The organism is Stutzerimonas azotifigens DSM 17556, from assembly GCF_000425625.1.
In the GTDB taxonomy this organism is placed as follows: Bacteria; Pseudomonadota; Gammaproteobacteria; order Pseudomonadales; family Pseudomonadaceae; genus Stutzerimonas; species Stutzerimonas azotifigens.
In genome coordinates, this window is sequence record NZ_KE384414.1 from 52,235 (window position 1) to 71,519 (window position 19,285).

14 protein-coding genes are annotated in these 19,285 nt (G+C 70.1%); 7 read left to right on the plus strand and 7 right to left on the minus strand.

The genetic code is table 11. The features are described 5' to 3' along the window. Positions 1–5: 5 nt before the first annotated feature. From H610_RS0117490 to H610_RS24125, 5 genes are all read right to left on the minus strand, one after another. Positions 6–365, minus strand: a complete 360-nt coding sequence (locus tag H610_RS0117490) for a PilZ domain-containing protein (protein ID WP_028240892.1) — start codon at positions 363–365, stop codon at positions 6–8. Positions 366–440: 75 nt separating this feature from the next. Then, the gene (locus H610_RS0117495; protein ID WP_028240893.1) at positions 441–1,073 is read right to left on the minus strand and encodes a response regulator; all 633 of its coding nucleotides are present in this window, start codon (positions 1,071–1,073) and stop codon (positions 441–443) included. Then, a complete protein-coding gene (locus H610_RS0117500) occupies positions 1,070–2,470 on the minus strand; it encodes a cache domain-containing protein (RefSeq protein WP_028240894.1) in 1,401 nt (466 codons plus the stop codon). The genes H610_RS0117495 and H610_RS0117500 overlap by 4 nt, the downstream gene beginning before the upstream one ends. 306 nt (positions 2,471–2,776) lie before the next feature. After that, positions 2,777–4,030 carry a serine hydroxymethyltransferase gene (glyA, locus tag H610_RS0117505; RefSeq protein WP_028240895.1) on the minus strand — a complete coding sequence of 418 codons (1,254 nt, stop codon included), beginning with the start codon at positions 4,028–4,030 and terminating at the stop codon, positions 2,777–2,779. 83 nt (positions 4,031–4,113) lie between these two features. Further along, positions 4,114–7,131 (minus strand): bifunctional diguanylate cyclase/phosphodiesterase, encoded by a 3,018-nt coding sequence (locus tag H610_RS24125; protein ID WP_236614321.1) that lies wholly within the window; start codon positions 7,129–7,131, stop codon positions 4,114–4,116. Positions 7,132–7,426: 295 nt separating this feature from the next. On the opposite strand from H610_RS24125, the gene H610_RS0117515 reads away from it, so the two are divergent. After that, positions 7,427–9,367 carry a methyl-accepting chemotaxis protein gene (locus H610_RS0117515; protein WP_028240896.1) on the plus strand — a complete coding sequence of 647 codons (1,941 nt, stop codon included), beginning with the start codon at positions 7,427–7,429 and terminating at the stop codon, positions 9,365–9,367. Positions 9,368–9,406: 39 nt separating this feature from the next. Here H610_RS0117515 and H610_RS0117520 read toward each other — a convergent pair whose 3' ends face one another. Then, positions 9,407–10,174, minus strand: coding sequence for an IclR family transcriptional regulator (locus H610_RS0117520; RefSeq protein WP_051231851.1), 768 nt, complete (start codon positions 10,172–10,174; stop codon positions 9,407–9,409). A gap of 98 nt (positions 10,175–10,272) precedes the next feature. On the opposite strand from H610_RS0117520, the gene H610_RS0117525 reads away from it, so the two are divergent. From H610_RS0117525 to ettA, 3 genes are all read left to right on the plus strand, one after another. Continuing rightward, a complete protein-coding gene (locus H610_RS0117525; RefSeq protein ID WP_028240898.1) occupies positions 10,273–11,850 on the plus strand; it encodes an MFS transporter in 1,578 nt (525 codons plus the stop codon). A 6-nt stretch (positions 11,851–11,856) separates the two neighbouring features. Next, complete coding sequence (locus tag H610_RS0117530) at positions 11,857–12,870, plus strand: HlyD family secretion protein (RefSeq protein WP_028240899.1); 1,014 nt, start codon at positions 11,857–11,859, stop codon at positions 12,868–12,870. 83 nt (positions 12,871–12,953) lie between these two features. Further along, positions 12,954–14,618, plus strand: a complete 1,665-nt coding sequence (ettA, locus tag H610_RS0117535; RefSeq protein ID WP_028240900.1) for an energy-dependent translational throttle protein EttA — start codon at positions 12,954–12,956, stop codon at positions 14,616–14,618. 433 nt (positions 14,619–15,051) lie between these two features. On the opposite strand, the gene H610_RS0117540 is transcribed toward ettA, so the two are convergent. Further along, positions 15,052–16,374, minus strand: coding sequence for a DEAD/DEAH box helicase (locus H610_RS0117540; RefSeq protein ID WP_028240901.1), 1,323 nt, complete (start codon positions 16,372–16,374; stop codon positions 15,052–15,054). Positions 16,375–16,619: 245 nt separating this feature from the next. Here H610_RS0117540 and H610_RS0117545 point away from each other — a divergent pair, with 245 nt between their 5' ends. The 3 genes from H610_RS0117545 to H610_RS0117555 all read left to right on the plus strand — a co-directional run bounded on the left by H610_RS0117545 (position 16,620) and on the right by H610_RS0117555 (position 19,161). Next, positions 16,620–17,300 carry a hypothetical protein gene (locus H610_RS0117545; protein ID WP_028240902.1) on the plus strand — a complete coding sequence of 227 codons (681 nt, stop codon included), beginning with the start codon at positions 16,620–16,622 and terminating at the stop codon, positions 17,298–17,300. A 68-nt stretch (positions 17,301–17,368) separates the two neighbouring features. Further along, complete coding sequence (locus H610_RS0117550; RefSeq protein WP_043238920.1) at positions 17,369–18,370, plus strand: endonuclease/exonuclease/phosphatase family protein; 1,002 nt, start codon at positions 17,369–17,371, stop codon at positions 18,368–18,370. Between the two features lie 53 nt (positions 18,371–18,423). Beyond that, the gene (locus H610_RS0117555) at positions 18,424–19,161 is read left to right on the plus strand and encodes a substrate-binding periplasmic protein (RefSeq protein WP_051231853.1); all 738 of its coding nucleotides are present in this window, start codon (positions 18,424–18,426) and stop codon (positions 19,159–19,161) included. The last annotated feature ends 124 nt before the right edge of the window (positions 19,162–19,285 follow it).

A 19,285-nucleotide genomic window follows, 5' to 3' on the forward strand; every position in this document is an offset into this window, starting at 1 on the left:
AGGCCCTAGGAACCGAGGGTCGCCACCTCGCGCTCCAGCCGCGCGGTGTCGCCGAGGTTGAGTTCCAGCAGGCGCCGCAGGTGGCTGAACGAATCGATGTCGATGTGCCGCCAGGTGAAGCCGAGGGCGTCGGCCTCCTCGTGGGCCTGCTGCACCTCCATCTGCAACTGGGTGTCGGCGCTCAGGACCACCCGCGCGTTGAACGGCAGGCAGCCGTCGCCGTCCCAGTCGGACGGCCGCTCGACCAGCAGGCCGTGCAGGGAGATGTCCAGCAGATTGGCGTTCCAGCGGCTGTCGGCCTGGGAGAGGACGATCGAGGCGTCGAAGTCGATGCGCTGGTAGCGCCGGCGGTCTTGAGCGTTCACGGGGCGGCCTTGTCGGTGGAGAACAGGGGGAACTATAGCGCCTGGCGCCGCTGGAGGCCGAGCGCCTCGCGCCGGCTAGTCCGGCTGCCAGCCGTACTTGATCGCATGGGTGACCAGGTCCGCCGGCTTGTCGATGTCGAGCTTGCGGCGGATGCTCAGCCGGTGCGTCTCGACGGTGCGCACGCTGATCGCCAGCTCGCGCGCCATCTGCTTGTTGTTCAGGCCTCGCGCCAGCAGCACCAGCACCTGGCGTTCGCGCGGGGTGAGGCCGCCATCCTCCGCTTCGCCGGCATCCAGCTTGCCGGCCAGCCCACCGGTGTAGAAGGTGCCGCCTTCGGCGACCGCCTTGATGGCCGCGACGATCTCCCGCGACGGCGCATCCTTGAGCACGTAGCCACGCGCGCCGACCTTCACCGACGTGCTCACGTACTCCTGGTTCTCGTACATGCTGAGGATCAGGATGCGGATCTGCGGGTGGCGCTCGCCGAGCCTGCGGGTCAGCTCGAGGCCGTTCATGTCCTTCAGGCCGATGTCCACCAGCAGCAGATCCGGCCGCGCCTGTTCGGCCAGCGCCAGCGCCTCCTGGCCGCTGGCCGCCTCGCCGACCACCTCGATCCAGCGGGTCAGCGCCAGCAGCGCGCGGATGCCGTCGCGCACCAGCGCATGATCGTCGACCAGCCCCACCCGGACCCGCCCGAGCTCGCTCATGCCTTCTCCTCCTCCCAGGCCCGTGCGGCGGGGCCATCCTTCGCCGGCGCCTCGCCCGTGACCGGCAGCGAGACCTCGATGACGGTCGCCCCGGGGCGCGAGCCGACCTCGAAGCGGCCGCCGAAATGCTCCACTCGCTCGCGGATGTTGCGCAAGCCGATGCCGCAGCCGGAGCGTTCGGCGCGCTGCGGATCGAAGCCGACGCCGTCGTCGCCGACGCGCAGGCGGACCGCCGCGCCGAGCCGCTCCACCGAAACCCGCACGCGCGTCGCGTGGGCGTGCCGCTCGATGTTGCCGAGCGCCTCCTGGAGGATGCGGAACAGCGCCAGCGCGGTGCCGGCCTCGAGCCGCGTCTCGCCGATATCCATGCGGTAGTCCACGGTCAGCGCGCTGCGCTGGCGGAACTCCTCGACCAGCTGGCTGACCGCGGCGGGAAAGCCGAGCATGTCCAGCAGCGACGGATGCAGCGCATGGGAGATCCGGCGGACCTCGCCGATGGCCGCGGTGAGCCGCTCGGTGCCCTGCTCCAGGGTCGCCGCGCCCCGCGCGTCGCCTTCCTCGAGCTGGTGGCCGGCGAGTTCGAACTGGAACTTGACCGAGGCCAGCAGCTGGCTCAGGCCGTCGTGCAGCTCCCGCGCCACGCGTGCGCGTTCCTCCTCCTGCAGGCTGACCAGGCGCTGGTTGAGCTGCTGCAGCTTGCGGTCGGCCAGCCGGTGCTCGCTGAGGTTCAGGGTGACGCCGCCGGCGAACACCAGCAGCACCGCGACCAGGACCAGCGAGGCGATCGCCACCATGGTGTCCTGCACGCCGCGGTCGGTCTCGTGGCGCAGGCGGTCGACCACCGCCTGGACGTCGTCGAGATAGATGCCGGTGCCGTACATCCAGCCCCAGCGCTCGAGCATCACCACGTAGGCGAGCTTGTCGGTGACCCTGCCGGTCGAGGGCTTGAGCCAGGCGTAGCGCTGGAAGCCGCCGCCGCCCCCGGCCGCCTTCAGCAGCGCCTGGATCACCGGCAGGCCATCGGGGTCGGTCATGTTCCATAGGTCCTGGCCGACCAGCTCGGCCTGGCGCGGGTGCATGAGGTTGCGCCCGTTGCGGTCGTAGACGAAGAAGTAGCCGTCGCGGCCGGCGCTCATCCGCGCCAGCACGGCGAGCACCTGCCGCCGCGTCTCGGCATCGTCCAGGCCGCTGTCGTAGAGCGGCGCCACCAGGCTGCCGGCCATCTGCACGTAGTGCTCGAGCTCGGCGCGCTTGCCCGCCAGGATGCTGCTCTCGATCAGCCGCGCCTGCTGTTCGCCGAGCCGCTGGTTCTGCACGATGACCAGCACGCAGACCGCCGCCACCGCGATCAGCAGCGGCAGCACGCTCAGCGCGACGATCTTGTGCCTCAGCTGCATGGCGTCACCCTTCCCCGCCGACGGTCACGCCAGGGCCAGAAAACGAAAAGCCCAGCGGATGCCGCAATCCTGTTCACTTAACTGATGGGCCCTTGGCTTCGGGCAGGCCTGCGGCCTGCATTCGCCGCGAGGGCGCGCCTCCCACAGGGTGCGGTGAATGCCGTAAGCCCGTCGGGAACGGACGCGGCCTCCCACGGATCTGGTGGGCGGCACTGCTTTGTGGGAGTCCCGACCTCGGGGCGAGCTCGGCTAAGTGAACAACATTGCAGCGGGTGCCGGGCTTTTCGCGACTCGGAACATGCGTGATCAGGCACCGTAGACCGGGAACCTGGCGCACACGGCCTTGACCTTCTCGCGCACCGCGTCGATCACCGACTCGTCGCCCATCCTGTCGAGGATGTCGCAGATCCAGCCGGCCAGCTCGCGGCACTCGGCTTCCTTGAAGCCGCGGGTGGTCACCGCCGGGGTGCCGATGCGCAGGCCGGAGGTGACGAAGGGCGAACGCGGGTCGTTCGGCACCGAGTTCTTGTTCACCGTGATGAAGGCGCGGCCCAGGGCGGCGTCCGCGTCCTTGCCGGTGATGTCCTGCTTGATCAGCGAAAGCAGGAACAGGTGGTTCCGGGTGCCGCCGGAAACCACGTCGAAGCCACGCTGCATGAACACCTCGGCCATCGCCTGGGCGTTCTTCACCACCTGCTGCTGGTAGGCCTTGAATTCCGGCTGCAGGGCTTCCTTGAAGCACACCGCCTTGGCCGCGATCACGTGCTCCAGCGGGCCGCCCTGGGCGCCCGGGAAGACCGCGGAGTTGAGCTTCTTCTCGATCTCCTCGTTCTTCTTCGCCAGGATCAGGCCGCCGCGCGGGCCGCGCAGGGTCTTGTGGGTGGTGGTGGTGACCACGTCGGCGAAGGGCACCGGGTTCGGGTAGACGCCGGCGGCGACCAGGCCGGCCACGTGGGCCATGTCGACGAACAGGTAGGCACCGACCTTGTCGGCGATGGCGCGGAAACGGGCGAAGTCCAGCACCTGCGAATAGGCGGAGAAACCGGCGACGATCATCTTCGGCTTGTGCTCGACGGCCAGGCGCTCGACTTCGTCGTAGTCGATCAGGCCCTGGTCGTTGATGCCGTACTGCACGGCGTTGTAAAGCTTGCCGGAGGAGGACACGGTGGCGCCGTGGGTCAGGTGGCCGCCGTGGGCCAGGCTCATGCCCAGGATGGTGTCGCCGGCCTGCAGCAGGGCCAGGTAGACGGCGGAGTTGGCCTGGGAGCCGGCGTGCGGCTGGACGTTGGCGTAGTCGGCGCCGAACAGCTGCTTGGCGCGGTCGATGGCCAGCTGCTCGACGATGTCGACGTACTCGCAGCCGCCGTAGTAGCGCTTGCCCGGGTAGCCCTCGGCGTACTTGTTGGTCAGCACGCTGCCCTGGGCCTCCATCACTGCCGGGCTGGTGTAGTTCTCCGAGGCGATCAGCTCGATGTGGTGTTCCTGGCGCTCGGCTTCCTGCTGCATGGCAGCGAAGAGTTCGGCGTCATAGCGGGCGAGGGTCAAATCACGGCTGAACATGGCGGTCCCCTGGGGCAGCTGGGCGGTAGTGAAGAGGCGGCGGATTCTACCCCAACTGCCGGCGGGCGGGGTATGAGCGCGTCTTATGAGCTGTACGAGCGGTGCTCATGACGCTCGGGGCGGATCGGCTGGCGCTCGCGCTGGCGCATGTGCGTCTCCAGCTCGTCGGCCGGCATCGGCCGGGCGAAGAAGAAGCCCTGCACCTGGTCGCAGCCGTGAGTGCGCAGGAACTCCAGCTGGTCGGCGGTCTCCACGCCCTCGGCGATCACCTTCATGCCGAGGCTGTGGGCCATGGCGATGATGGCGCGGGCGATCTGCGCGTCCTGCTCGCCGCTCGGCAGGCCGTCGACGAAGCTGTGGTCGATCTTCAGCACGTCGATGGGGAACTGCTTGAGGTAGTTGAGCGACGAGTAGCCGGTGCCGAAGTCGTCCACCGCGATGGATGGGCCGAGCTGCTTGAGCCCGGTGAGGATGCGCATGGCGTCGGCAACGTCGCGCATCAGCGTGCTCTCGGTCAGCTCGAGCTCCAGCGCGGCCGGCGCGATGGCGCTGTCGGCGAGGATCTGCGCCACCCGCTGGCCGAGCAGGCCGTCGGCGAACTGGCGGGCGGACAGGTTCACCGAGACCTTCGGCACCCGCAGCCCCTGGCTCGACCAGAGCGCGATCTGCCGGCACGCCTCGCGCAGCACCCAGTCGCCGACGTCCACCACTAGGCCGATCTCCTCCAGCACCGGGATGAAAGCGGCCGGCGGCAGCAGCCCGCGCGTCGGGTGCTGCCAGCGCAGCACCGCCTCGACCCCGGTCAGCCGGCGCCCATCGGCGGACAGCTGCGGCTGGTAGTGCAGCACGAACTGCAGTTGCTCCAGCGCATGGCGCAGGTCGCTCTCCAGCTCCAGGCGCTCCAGCGCGCTGGCGTTCATCTCCGACTGGTAGAACTGGAAGTTGTTCTTGCCGCGCTCCTTGGCGTGGTACATCGCCGTGTCGGCGTTCTTCATCAGTTGGCTGAGTTCGTTGCCGTCCTGCGGGCTCAGCGCGATGCCGATGCTGGCGGTGACGAAGAACTCGCGGCCGGACAGCACGAAGGGCTCGGTCAGGCTCTCGAGGATGCGCTCGGAGACGTGGATCGCCCGGTTCAGCGCGGCGTCGCGATCGGCACAGGGCGCCAGCAGCAGGGTAAATTCATCGCCGCCCATGCGCGCCACCGTGTCCTCCTCGCCGACGCAGGCGGACAGCCGCACCGCCACGTTCTTGAGCATGTGGTCGCCGGCGGCGTGGCCGAGCGAGTCGTTGATCGGCTTGAAGCGGTCGAGGTCGAGAAACATCAGCACCACCCACTCGCCGCGCCGCTCGGCGTGCTGCAGGCTGTGGTGCAGGCGGTCCTGGAACAGCGTGCGGTTGGGCAGCTGGGTGAGGTTGTCGTAGTAGGCCAGGCGGTGGATGCGCTGCTCGCTGGCCTTGCGCTCGCTCATGTCGCTGAAGAAGCAGACGTAGTTGATCAGGTCGTCGTCTTCGTCGCGCACCGCGGTGAGACCGACCCAGCAGGGATAGGCCTCGCCGCTCTTGCGCTTGAGCCACAGCTCGCCTTCCCAACTGCCGCGCTGGTGCAGTTGGCCGAGCACGTAGCCGAGCTGGTTGGCCTGCTGGCGGTCGGCGCCGAGCATGCCGGGCGTCTGGTCGAGCACCTCGGCGCTGGAGTAGCCGGTGATGCGGTTGAACGCCTCGTTGACCTGGACGATGTAGCCGGCCGGGTCGGTGATCAGGATCGCCGCGGTGGAATGCTCGAACACCGTCGCCGCCATCCGCAGCCCCTGCTCGGCGCGGCGCTGCTGGCTGATGTCGCGGCCGATGCAGAGCAGGCCGCCGAAACGGTTGTGTTCGCCGAGGATCAGCATGATCCGCAGCTCGATCGGCACGCGCTGGCCGCTGGCGGTCACGCAGTCGAAGTGCAGCGTCTCGCGCGCCAGGCGGGCGCGGATTTCCTGCATGCGGGCCGGGTCGCCGGCGGCCTTGTGCACGTCGCGCAGCACGTCGTAGAAGCGCTCGACCTGGGCCGGGTTGGTCACCGCGTCGCCCAGGCCGTGGCTCGCGGCACTGGCCACGCTGTAGCCGAACACGCGCTCGATCGAGGGACTGACGTAGTCGATCTTCATGTCGCTGTCGACGGTGAAAATCACGTCGTCCAGGCTTTCGGCCAGCATCCGGTAGCGCCGCTCGCTGTTGCGCAGCGAGTCGGCCGCGCCGATCTGCGCGGTGACGTCGCGGGCGACGCCGACCACCCGTACGACCCGCCCCTGCGCATCGCGCTCGAGGACCTTCTCGGTGAGGCTGAACCAGTGCCAGCGCCCGTCACGATGGCGCCAGCGCAGCAGCGACTCGGCGGGCGAATCGTCCGGCAGCGTCTGCCGCAGGAAGATCATCCGTTCGGCGAACTCGCGGTCGTCGGGGTGGGTCAGGCGCAGCCAGCAGCCGGCCGGGTCGTCGGCGCCGAAGTCGGCCGCATAACCCAGCTGCACGGCCAGGTTCTGATTGCTGAACAATAGCTTGCGGGCCCGCAGGTCCTGCACGTAGAGCGTCTCCGGCACCGCGCCGAGCACCTGCGACCAGAAGCGCTCGCGCTCGGCCAGCGCGCGCAGGGCATGCCGCTCCAGGGTGACGTCGCGCAGCACCCAGAGAAAGGCGCTCGGGCCGCTGTGGCCGTCGAACTGCAGCGTGCGCCGGGTGATCGCGAACTGCCGGCGCTCGCCATCCTGCAGCAGCGTCACCGGCTCGAGTGCCTGCTGCTCCCCTTCCGGCGCCAGCGCTTGCGGGCCGAGCGCGGGGATCAGTTCGCGCACGCCGTAGGCGCGCAGGTTGCTGCGGTCGAGCCCGAACATGGCCTCGGCGCGGGCGTTGAGAAAGCGCAACCGGCCGTCCAGCGTGGTCAGCAGCACGCTCTCCTCGATCGCCCCCAGCGCGCTGGAGGCATAGCGCAGCGCGCGCCTCTCCTCGACCCGGCTGCGGATGCCCGGCAGCTGCAGCAGCACCCGCCGGCAGGCAACGCGCACGAACGACCGCCATTGCGGGCGGGTCTCGTCCTTTCGAGAGTGCTCGTGTCTAGCCACGCTGGAGGTCCCAAGGTGAGAGATCGATGAGGCAGGCGCCAACGTCTAAGGATGCCCTGCCTAGAGGCAAAGTGCCAGCAAAGCGCGACGTACTGCACACTTTTGCCGGTGGCCGACCGTCCCAGCCTCGTCCGACCGATCCAGACCCGACTGGTTCAAACCCGCGTTCTTGAGCACTGCTTCACAGCTTCGGCGGTTCGCCTTCAAGAGAGCCGCCCGATTGCCGATTTCCTGCGTCCCAGCCTTCCCCGCCACAAGCGGCTCTGGCTAGCACCAATCCCAGGGACACGCACGCATGCTTCAATGGATCAGCGCCCGACTGGACGATCTCTCCGTCGGCAAGAAACTTACGCTCGGCTTCGGCCTGGTACTGGCCCTCACCTTCCTCGTCGCCGCCCTCAGCGCCCGCAGCCTGCAGCTGGTGACCGACGCCAACGCCGACCTGCTGAGCGTCGGCAACCTGCACCGCCTGGTCGCCGAAGCGCGCAGCGAGCGCATCCTGTTCGGCATCGCCGGAGACACCGCCCATTCGGCACGGGTGATCGAACTGACCGGCGAGATGCAAGCCGTGCTGGCACAGCTCGAGGATCGCCTGAGCCGGCCGGAGAGCCTCGAGCGGGTACGCCAGGTGCAGCAGGCGGTACCGCGCTACCGCGCCGTGCTGGAGCAGTACGTCGAGACCCGCAACGGACGCGAGCAGACCCGCAGCGTGCTGGTCTCCAGCGCCCAGGACACCCTTGCCGCCTTCGCCCAGCTGGAGGACAAGGTCTATGCCGCGCTCGCCGCCGCCCCCGGCGCCAGCGGGCAACTCGAGCAGGTGCGCGGCGTCGAGAAGCTGATCAAGTCGCTGCTCAACATCCGTTACCTGGTACGCGGCTACATCTTCCAGCAGACCGAGCAGAGCCGGCAGCTCGCCGACGCGGCGCTGGGCGAGCTGACTGCCGAAGCGCGCAAACGGCGTTCGGACATGCCCGCCCACGCGGTCGCCGACCTGGACGCCGCGATGAGCAACCTCCAGCGTTACCACGCCGCCGTCGGCGCCTTCGCCGCCGGCCTCGCCGACAGCCAGCGCCTCGACGCCAGGCTTGCCGAAGAGGCCCAGGCGCTGCGCGACGCCGCCCAGGCCCTGCTCGACGGCGAAGTCGAGGCGCTGGCCCGGACCAGCCGCCAGGCGATCGTGGAAATCGTCATCATTGCGCTGGCGGCGCTGCTGCTCGGCGGCCTGGCCGCCTGGTGGATGGGCCGGCAGATCACCCGCCCGCTGAGCGCCACGCTGGCGCTGGCCGGACGCATCGCCGACGGCGACCTGACCGCCGATTCCCGCTCCGTTCGCCGCGACGAGCTCGGCCAGTTGCAGAACGCCGTCGGCGAGATGGCCGCCAGCCTGCGCGAGCTGATCGGCCGGATTCGCGGCGGGGTGACACGGCTCACCGCTTCCGCCGAGGCGCTCTCGGCGATCACTGAGCGGACCAGCGACGGAGTCAACCGGCAGAAGGTGGAGACCGACCAGGTGGCCACCGCCATGCACGAGATGACCGCCACTGTGCAGGAAGTCGCGCGCAACGCCGAGGAGGCTTCCCAGGCCGCGCGTCTGGCCGACGCGCAGACGCGCGAAGGCGACGGCGTGGTCGGCGCGACCGTCGAGCAGATCGAACGCCTGGCGCAGGGCGTCAACCGCTCGGCGGACGCGATGGACCGGCTCAAGGGCGAGTCCGAGCGCATCGGCAGCGTGCTCGAGGTGATCAAGTCGGTGGCCGAGCAGACCAACCTGCTGGCACTGAACGCAGCCATCGAGGCGGCCCGCGCCGGCGAGGCCGGGCGCGGCTTCGCGGTGGTCGCCGACGAGGTGCGCGGGCTCGCCGGACGCACCCAGCAGTCCACCGCCGAGATCCAGTCGCTGATCAGCGGACTGCAGGCCGGCGCGCAGGAGGCCGCCGCCACCATGCAGGAAAGCCGCGAGCTCACCCGCAGTACGGTCGAGCTGACCCGCCAGGCCGGCACCGCGCTGGGCACCATCGCGCAGACCGTTTCCGACATCCAGAACATGAACCACCAGATCGCCGCCGCGGCGGAGCAGCAGGCCAGCGTCGCGGAGGAGATCAGCCGCAGCGTGGTGAACGTGCGCGAAGTGGCCGAGCAGTCCTCCGCGGCGAGCGAGGAGACCGCGGCCTCGAGCAGCGAGCTCGCCCATCTGGGCAACGAGCTGCAGCAGCTGGTCGGGCGTTTTCGCCTGTGAGGTGCGCGGGGTCGGCCGCTGTCGGCGGCCAGCCCTGACCTACAGCCCGCAGCTGCGCTCGATGGCCTGGCGGCAGGCAATCAGCCCGGCGCGCAGGCGGTCGAGCGCCGGCTCGAAGCGAAAGCTCGGCGCCAGCACGCACAGGGCGTAGAGCCCGCCCGGGGCATGCAGCCGGGTCGCGACCGCGCAGACGCCCGTCACGTGCTCCTCGCGGTCGTAGGCGAAGCCCTCCTGGCGCACCTGCGCCAGCTCGGCGAACAGCGCCGCCCGGTCGCTGAGGGTATGCGCCGTCAGGCGCGGCAGGGACGCGGGCAGCAGCGTGCCGACGCTGTCGTCCGGCAGCGCCGCGAGCAGCACCTTGCCGGCCGAGGTGGTGTGGATCTGCAGCAGGTTCTCGGGCATGGGCGCGACCCGCAGCTCCTGCGACGAGACGATCGCATGGACGATGCTGAGCGCCGTGCCCTGGCCATGGATCAGGCACACGGTCTCCTCGGTGTCCTTGGCCAGCTGCTCAAGATGCGGCCGTGCCACGGCCGCCAGGTCGCCATGCACGCCACTGGCCAGACGCAGGATCGCCGGGCCCAGCCGGGTACCGCCCGGCCCGGTCTCGACCAGCCCCTCGGCCTCCAGCGCCGCCACCAGCCGCTGCACCGTCGAGCGCGGCAGATCGATCGCCCGGGCGATGGCGCCCAGGCTGAGCCCTTCGGCCTGCCCCTCGAGCGCCCGCAGCAGGGCCGCCGCGCGGGCGATCACCTGGATTCCGCCGCGACCACCGGTGCCGAGGTCGTCCGTTTCTATCGATTCCATAAAGGCTCTGCTCGTTCAGATTCGCACCGCATGACGATACACTGTACCGCTTCGTGGCAAGGCGTCGCCTGCCACAGCGCAAAAGGTACGCGATTTCCATGCACACGGCTGCCAACGCCACTCCCGCCAGCGCCGGTCCCTTGCCTGCACCCGCACCGGTGCCGGCCCCCTTCGGCCCGCGGCTGGCGCTCGGCCTGGTGGGCGTGCTGCTGGCGACCCTCACCGCCGGCATCAACGACCGCATCGCCTCGGTCGCGCTGGCGGACCTGCGCGGAGCCTTCGGCCTCGGCTACGACACCGGCAGCTGGCTGACCGCCGCCTACGTGGCCGCCGAGGTGGCCGCCATGTTCATCGCGCCCTGGCTGGCGGTGACCTTCTCGCTGCGGCGCTTCGGCGTAGTCATGACCCTGGCGTTCGCCGTGCTCGGCGTGCTCACCCCGCTGGCTCCCGACACCGACAGCCTGATGGTCCTGCGCGTGCTGCAGGGGCTGGCCGGCGGCTGCCTGCCGCCGCTGCTGATGACCGCCGCCCTGCGCTTCTTGCCTTGGCACGTGAAGCTCTACGGGCTCGGCGCCTACGCGCTGACCGCCACCTTCGGGCCGAACCTGGCGCTGCCGCTGGCGGCGCTGTGGACCGAGGGCGGCGGCTGGCACTGGCTGTTCTGGCAGGTGCTGCCGAGCTGCCTGGCGGGCGCGGCGCTGATGGCCTACGGGCTGCCGCAGGACCCGCTGCGCCTGGAGCGCTTCAAGGGTGCCGACTGGCTTGGCGCCCTGCTCGGCGTCAGCGGCGTGGTCATGCTGGTGCTGGCGCTGGAGCAGGGCGAACGGCTGGACTGGCTGCACTCGCCGCTGATCCGCCAGCTGCTTCTGGGCGCCGCGCTGCTGCTGCCGCTGTTCCTGCTCAACGAGTGGTATCACCCGCAGCCGCTGATCAAGCTGCAGCTGCTCGGGCGGCGCAACTTCGCCTATGGGGTCAGCACCCTGGTGCTGATGATGGGGGTGGTCACCGCAGCCAACCTGCCGCTCATCTATATGGGCCAGGTGCACGGCTTTCGCCCGGTGCAGACCGCCCCGCTGGCGCTCGGCCATGCCCTCAGCCAGCTGCTGCTGGCGCCGCTGGTGGCGCTGGCGATCAACCGTCGCAGCCTCGATGCCCGCTGGGTGGCGCTGGCCGGCCTGGTGCTGCTGACGCTCGCCTGCGTCGCCGGTTCGTCGATCACCTCGGCCTGGGCCCGGGAGAATTTCTACCTGATCCAGGCCTTGCAGGCGCTGGGCCAGCCCATGGTGGTGGTGCCGCTGCTGATGATCTCCACCGGCGTGGTGGTACCCCAGGAAGGGCCCTTCGCCTCGGCGATGGTCAACGGCTTCCGCGGCCTGGCGACCGTGGTCGGCGTGGCAGCCATGGACTGGCTGCTGAACCACCGCCAGCAGTTCCACTCGCACAGCCTGGCCGACCGCCTCGGCAGCCAGCCGGCGCTCTGGGACCGGCTCGACACCACCGATGCGACCGCCCTGGCCGCCCTCGCCGGGCGCGTGCGCGACCAGGCCTGGGTGCTGGCGATCGCCGACGGCTACCTGGCGGTGATCGCCCTGCTCGCGGTCATGATCCTGTTGCTGGCGCTGCTGCCTACGCGCGCCTATCCACCCCAACCGCCGGCCGCGGCCGGCCCTCGCTGAGGCCTTATGAAGACCAAAGTCCTGTTTTCGCTTCTCGCGCTCGGCGTGCTCGCCGGCGTGCTCTACGGTTTCACCGGCAGCGGCGACGTCAGCACCGACGACGCCTACGTCCGTGCCGACGCCACCCAGGTCGCGCCGAAGATCGCCGGCCATGTCGCCGAGGTGCTGGTGCAGGATCACCAGCACGTCAAGAAAGGCGACCTGCTGCTGCGCCTCGACGACCGCGACTACCGCGTCGCCGCGCAATTGGCCGAAGCCGATGTCTCCTCGGCGCAGGCGGCGCTGGCCAACCTCGAGGCGGTGCTCGAACGCCAGGCGGCGCTGATCGCGCAGGCGGGCGCGACCCTGCGCTCGGACGCCGCCTCGCTGGAATTCGCCCGCGCCGACGCCGAACGCTACCAGCGCCTGTCGACCGTCGGCGTCGGCACCCGCCAGGCCCAGGAAAAGGCCGACGCCGAGCTGCAGCAGTGGCTGGCGGTTCGCGAACGCGACCGCGCCGCCGAGGTGGCGACCAGGAAGCAGGTGGCGGTGATCGAGGCCGAGATCACCCAGGCCCGCGCCGCCCTGGCACGCGCCGAAGCGCTGCGCGACAAGGCCGCGCTGGAACTGTCCTACACCGAAATCCGCGCGCCCTTCGACGGCGTGGTCGGCGCCCGCGCGGTCAACCCCGGCGCGTTCGTCGCCCCGGGGCACAACCTGCTCGCCGTGGTCCCGCTCGACGGCCTGTACGTCATGGCCAACTTCCGCGAGACGCAGCTGGCCGACATCCAGCCGGAGCAGCCGGTGCGCGTGCGCGTCGACGCCCTGCCCGGGGTGGAACTGCGCGCCCACGTCGACAGCCTGGCGCCGGCCACCGGGGTGACCTTCTCGCCGATCGCGCCGGACAACGCCACCGGCAACTTCACCAAGGTGGTGCAGCGGGTGCCGGTGAAGATCGTCTTCGAGCCCGGCCAGGCGGACCTGGCGCGGCTGAAGGTGGGAATGTCGGTGGTGCCGACGCTATCGCCCGAGGCCGGCTGAGGTCGGGGGTGCTGTAGCCCTTCGGGCGGCGCTGGCCTAAACTTCGCGCCTTTGATCCATGCACTCCCGACGAGGACCCCATCTTGGCTCAATACGTCTACACCATGCACCGGCTGAGCAAGGTCGTTCCGCCGAAGCGCGAGATTCTCAAGAACATCTCCCTGTCGTTCTTCCCCGGCGCCAAGATCGGCGTGCTGGGCCTGAACGGCGCCGGCAAGTCCACCCTGCTGCGCATCATGGCCGGCGTCGACACCGAGTTCGACGGCGAGGCGCGCGCCATGCCGGGCATCAACATCGGCTACCTGCCGCAGGAGCCGCAGCTCGACCCTGAGCGGACCGTGCGGGAGATCGTCGAGGAAGCGGTCAGCGTCATCAAGGACGCCCAGTCCCGCCTCGACCAGGTCTACGCCGCCTACGCCGAGCCGGACGCCGACTTCGACGCGCTGGCCGCGGAACAGGCCAAGCTCGAGGCCATCCTGCAGGCCTCCGACGGCCACAACCTCGAGCGCCAGCTGGAAGTCGCCGCCGACGCCCTGCGCCTGCCGCCGTGGGACGCCCGTATCGGCCATCTGTCCGGCGGCGAGAAGCGCCGCGTGGCGCTCTGCCGTCTGCTGCTGTCGGCGCCCGACATGCTGCTGCTGGACGAGCCGACCAACCACCTGGACGCCGACTCGGTGGCCTGGCTCGAGCACTTCCTGCACGACTTCCCCGGCACCGTGGTGGCGATCACCCACGACCGCTACTTCCTCGACAACGTCGCCGGCTGGATCCTCGAACTCGACCGCGGCCAGGGCATCCCCTTCGAGGGCAACTACTCGCAGTGGCTCGAATCCAAGGCCGCGCGCCTGGCCCAGGAGGCCAAGCAGGAGCAATCCCACGCCAAGGCCATGAAGGCCGAACTGGAGTGGGTGCGCCAGGGCGCCAAGGCCCGCCAGGCCAAGTCCAAGGCGCGCCTGCAGCGCTTCGAGGAACTGCAGTCGCAGGAATTCCAGAAGCGCAGCGAGACCAACGAGATCTACATCCCGGCCGGGCCGCGCCTGGGCGACAAGGTCATCGACTTCAAGAACGTCTCCAAGGGCTACGGCGACCGCCTGCTGATCGACGACCTGTCCTTCAGCGTGCCGAAGGGCGCCATCGTCGGCGTGATCGGCGGCAACGGCGCGGGCAAGTCCACGCTGTTCCGCATGATCACCGGCAAGGAGCAGCCGGACAGCGGCAGCATCGAGATCGGCGAAACCGTGCAGATCGCCAGCGTCGACCAGACGCGCGACATGCTCGACGGCAACAAGACCGTGTGGGAGCAGGTCTCCGACGGCTTCGACATGATCAAGGTGGGCAGCTACGAGGTGCCGTCGCGCGGCTACGTCGGCCGCTTCAACTTCAAGGGCGCCGACCAGCAGAAGTTCGTCAAGGACCTCTCCGGCGGTGAACGCGGCCGCCTGCACATGGCGCTGACGCTCAAGCAGGGCGCCAACGTGCTGCTGCTCGACGAACCCTCCAACGACCTCGACGTGGAAACCCTGCGGGCGCTGGAAGAGGCGCTGCTGGACTTCCCCGGCTCGGCGATCGTGATCTCCCACGACCGCTGGTTCCTCGACCGGATCGCCACGCACATCCTCTCCTACGAGGACGATTCCAAGGTGGTCTTCTTCGAGGGCAACTACACCGAGTTCGAGGCCGACCGCAAGAAGCGCCTGGGCGAGGCAGCCGCGCAGCCGAAGCGGGTGAAGCACAAGAAGCTGGCCTGATCGGCCCGCCTCGAGGTGAACGAGCCCCGTGCTGGTGACAGTGCGGGGCTTTTTGTTTTCGGCCGTCGCGTGTTGTTTTCGGCCGTCGCGTGGCCGACACGGCTTCTTCCCCTCTCCCACCGGGAGAGGGGCCAAGGGTGAGGGAGGGCTGGCACCGGGATGGGAGTCCGCTCGCAGCGCTTTCCTACCCCAACAAAAAGCCAAAAGCTTCGCGAGCAAGCTCGCTCCTACACAACGCTACGGCATGATTGCACAGTGGCGTAGGGTGGATGACGGCGCAGCCTCATCCACGCCCCGGGTTCGATTGGTGCTGGCGTGTGCCGGGGCGATCGGCACCGAAGCGCGGTGGAAAACGCTGCGCGGTTTCCACCCTACGGGGCTGCACGCCCCCCACTGGACGCTCCAGCCAAACGCTGCTCATACAGCAAACCACCTAGCCCTTCTTCGGCTTGCCTCCGAAACTCGGCATCTTCCTTACCGCCTTCACCTTCGGCTTCTCCCCCTCCTCGAACCAGCTGCCGAGGTGCACGCGGCCCTTGCCGGCGCCGGGCACGGGCTTCTGCTTCGGTTTCTTCGGCTTCTTCAGCACCTGCCCGCCGAGTGCCGTCTCCGGTACCCGGTGGTCGGGCTCGAAGCCCGGCTCTTCCTCGCGCGGCAGGGTCTTGCCGATCAGCGCCTCGATCGCCGCCAGCTGCTCGACCTCGTCAGCCGCCACCAGCGAGATCGCCACCCCGCTGGCGCCGGCGCGGCCGGTACGGCCGATGCGGTGCACGTAGTCCTCGGCGACCACCGGCAGGTCGAGGTTGACCACGCCGGGCAGGTCCTCGATGTCCAGCCCGCGCGCCGCCACGTCGGTGGCCACCAGCACCCGTACCTCGCCGGCCTTGAACCGCTCCAGCGCGCGCAGGCGCGCCGGCTGCGGCTTGTCGCCATGGATCGATTCGCTGGCGATGCCGTGCTGCTGCAGTTCGCCGACCAGCGCATCGGTGCCCTTGCGGGTCCTGGCGAACACCAGCACCTGCGGCCAGCCGTGCGCAGCGAGCAGGTGCATGAAGAGCTCGGCCTTGCGCTTCTTGTCCACCGGCACCAGCCACTGGCGCACGTTGCCGGCGGCCGCGTTGCGCGGGCTGACCTCGACCAGCGCGGGGTCGCGCAGCAGTTCGCCGGCCATCTGCCGGATCGGCTCGGAGAAGGTCGCCGAGAACAGCAGCGTCTGCCGGCGCCTGGGCAGCGCGGCGAAGAGCTCGTCGAGCTCGCGGGCGAAGCCGAGGTCGAGCATGCGATCGGCCTCGTCGAGTACCAGCGCCTGCAGCTGGGCGAAGCCCAGGGCGTTCTGCTGGTAGAGGTCGAGCAGCCGACCCGGGGTGGCCACCAGCACGTCGACGCCCTTGCGCAGCGCCATCATCTGCGGATTGAGGCTGACCCCGCCGTACACCGCGTAGCTGCGCAGCGGCAGCCCCTCGCCGTAGGTGCGAAAGCTCTCGTGCACCTGCTCGGCCAGTTCGCGGGTCGGCACCAGCACCAGCGCCCGCACCGAATTGCTCGCCACGCGCGGCCCCTCGAGGGTCAGGCGCTGCAGCAGCGGCAGGGCGAAGCCGGCGGTCTTGCCGGTGCCGGTCTGGGCCGCGGCCATCAGGTCGCGGCCCTTGAGGATCGGGGCGATGGCGGCCGCCTGGACGGGGGTTGGCGTGCGGTAGTCGAGGCGTTCGAGGGTGCGAAGCAGCGGCTCGATCAGGCCGAGCTGGGCGAAAGTCATGGGAAGGCCCGGAGCGTATCGGAGGGAGTCGCGCATTCTAGCAGCCGGCGACCACTACGCGGCATGCCCCGCGCCCGGGCGGTTGCGCGGCAAATGGCGCCATGCGGCGTTGCGGAATCTGGAAAGGGATCATCATTCCCCGCGTCCCGCGCCCGGGCTGGCGTCATTTGACGCAGCAACGCGGCTCGCGACGAAACGGCAACAGACCCTAGAATGTCGCCCCTTGCCGCCGATGCCCGAGAGCGATGAACGTACCCACCATCCTGCGCGACGCCTGGTTCTTCTATTCCCGCCACCTGGGGGCGATCAGCCGCCTGTGCCTGCCGCTGATCCTGCTGGAAAGCGCCTGCCGGCACCTGGCCGCCCAGGTGGCCGGCGAGCAGCCGCTGCCCGGCCAGGACCTGCTCATCGGTCTGCTGTTCTACCCGCTCTACAGCGCCGCGCTGATCCTCTACGTCGACGCCCGCAGCCGTGGCTACGCGCCGGGCCTGCGCCAGGTGTTCAACCGCGCGCTGGGCCTGTGGCCGGCGATGGCGGCGGTCAGCGCCATGGGCACGCTGGCGATCCTGCTCGGCGCCTCGCTGTTCGTGCTGCCGGGCCTGTGGGTGATGATCCGCATCGCCTTCGCCGAATACCTGCTGGTGCTGCGCGGGCTGCCGCCGCTGGCGGCGCTGAAGGAAAGCTTCCGGCTGACGCGCGGGCACTTCCTGCTGCTGCTCGGCTGCACGCTGGTGGTGATGGCGCCGCTGTGGCTGCTGGACATCTGGGTCGCGCTGCAGATGGAAGGCGCCGAGCCGCTGCCGCTGCTGCCGCGCGTCGCGCTGGACGCGGCCATCGGCCTGCTGCAGCTGTTCGCCACCGTGGTGCTGTTCCGCTGCTACATGCTGTGCGCCGCGCAGGACGCCGGGCATGAGCGCCCCGAATAGGTCCGGGCCGGCATGCGCATGAATCCGGGCTTCGCCGACATGGGCACCCCGCTCGCCGGGAGCCCGACATGAGAGGGGCCTGGCTGCTCGGCGGTGGCCTGGTGGCGCTGGCAGTGCTGGCCGGCCTGCCCTGGGCGGCGGCCTGGCGCCCCGCGGCGCGCGAGGCGGCGCCGGTCAGCTGCAATGCGGACACGCCGCAGCTGCTCGCCGGCCAGGCGCTGAAGGTGATGACCTGGAATATCCAGTTTCTTTCCGGACGCCAGCCGGTGCCGCGGCCGGACCGCCCGGCGCCGGCCGATCCGGTCGAACTCGACGCCACCCGGCTGGCGCAGCACCTGGACCGGGTGGCCACGGTCATCCGCGCCGAAGCGCCGGACATCCTGCTGCTGCAGGAACTGCACGACGGCGCCGCGGCCACCGACCGGCAGGACCAGTTGGCGCTGCTGCGCGCGCGACTGGCCGACCTCTATCCGTGCAGCGGCGAAGCCTTCTACCGCAAGGCCGCCTTCGTCCCCGGCGAGCCGGCGTTCGGCGGCGTGGGGCTCAAGCTCGGCATCCTCAGCCGCTTCCAGCTCGCGGACGGGCAGCGCCTGCAACTGCCGGCGGCCGAGGCGCCCTTCTGGCGCGCGCCCTTCGCCCTTCGCCCGGCCCTGCTCAGCGTGCGCCTGCCGATGCGCCCGGGCGGCAGCCTGACGGTCGCCACCACCCAGCTGGATACGCAGGACGCGGCAGTCGCGCGGCGCCAGGCTCTCATGCTGTCCGAACAGATCGCCGGCTGGCGCGCCGAGGACCGGCACTGGCTGCTCGGCGGCGACCTCGGCCTGGCGGACGGCCTGCGCGCGCCCTCCTCGGCGGGCGTGCAGCGCATTCCCGACTCGCAGGACGTCCAGGACACCGGCGCCGAAGCCTGGCTGACCTACGGCGAGCGTACGCCGGACGCCATCCGCGACCTGCTCTGGCTCGACGGCAGCCTCAAGCGGGTGGAGGCGCGCGTCCGGCACCAGGGCGCCGAGACGGTCTCGGAGCATCTGCCGGTGATCGTGCGCCTGCTGCTGCCGCCGCCGGAGTGACGCCGATGGACGCCGCGCCGGGACATTTTCAAAAACGACAAGTCCTACGGATCATGACACTCACCCGCTGCCTACCGGCCCTGCTCTGCCTGCTGCTTGCCGTCCCCCTGGCCTGTGCCGACGACCGCCCGGAGCTGGTCATCGGCTACTACGACTTCCCCCCCTCGATCGACACCGACGCCCGCGGCCGTGCGCACGGCGAACTGGTGGACCTGGTCCTGCGGGTCGCCGAGCGTGCCGGCTACCGGCCGGTGTTTCGCGGCCTGCCGAGCGCCCGCCTGTACGGCGCCCTGCGCGAAGGCAGCGTCGACGTCTGGCCGGGCGCGCCGGACAAGCCGGAGCTGGAGGACGACACCGTCGAAGGCGAACAGGTGCTCAGCGAGGTCTACCTCAACCTCTATTTCCGCCGCGACACGCTGCTGCCGCGCATTCCGGACGACCTCGCCGGCCAGGGCCTGATCGTGCTCAACGGCTACAACTACGCGCCGCAGGTCGATGAGATCCTGCATGCGCCCGGCGTGCGCCTGCACCGGGCCAGCACGCACGTGTCGGCGGTGGGGATGCTGATGCACAGGCGCGGCGACTTCCTGCTCGACTACGAGCTGCCGGTCAGCCAGGCGCGGGCACGACTGAATGCCCCGGAGCTGCCCTTCGTGGTGCTGCACCGCATGCCGATCCGCTTCATCGCCTCGCGCCGCGCGCCCGGCGCGACGCGCAAGCTCGCCGACCTCGACCGCGCCTACGCCGAAATGGTCCGGCGCGGCGAGCCGGTCAACCTGCGCCGTCGCTGACAGGGCTAGCGGCGCTCGAACGCAGCTGCCACACGCACCCGAAGCTATGCAGGGGCCCGCCGGGCAGCGCCAAGCCCGAAAGCAATCGCCCCGAGGGCGGGCCTCCCACAAAGCCCAAGAGCCG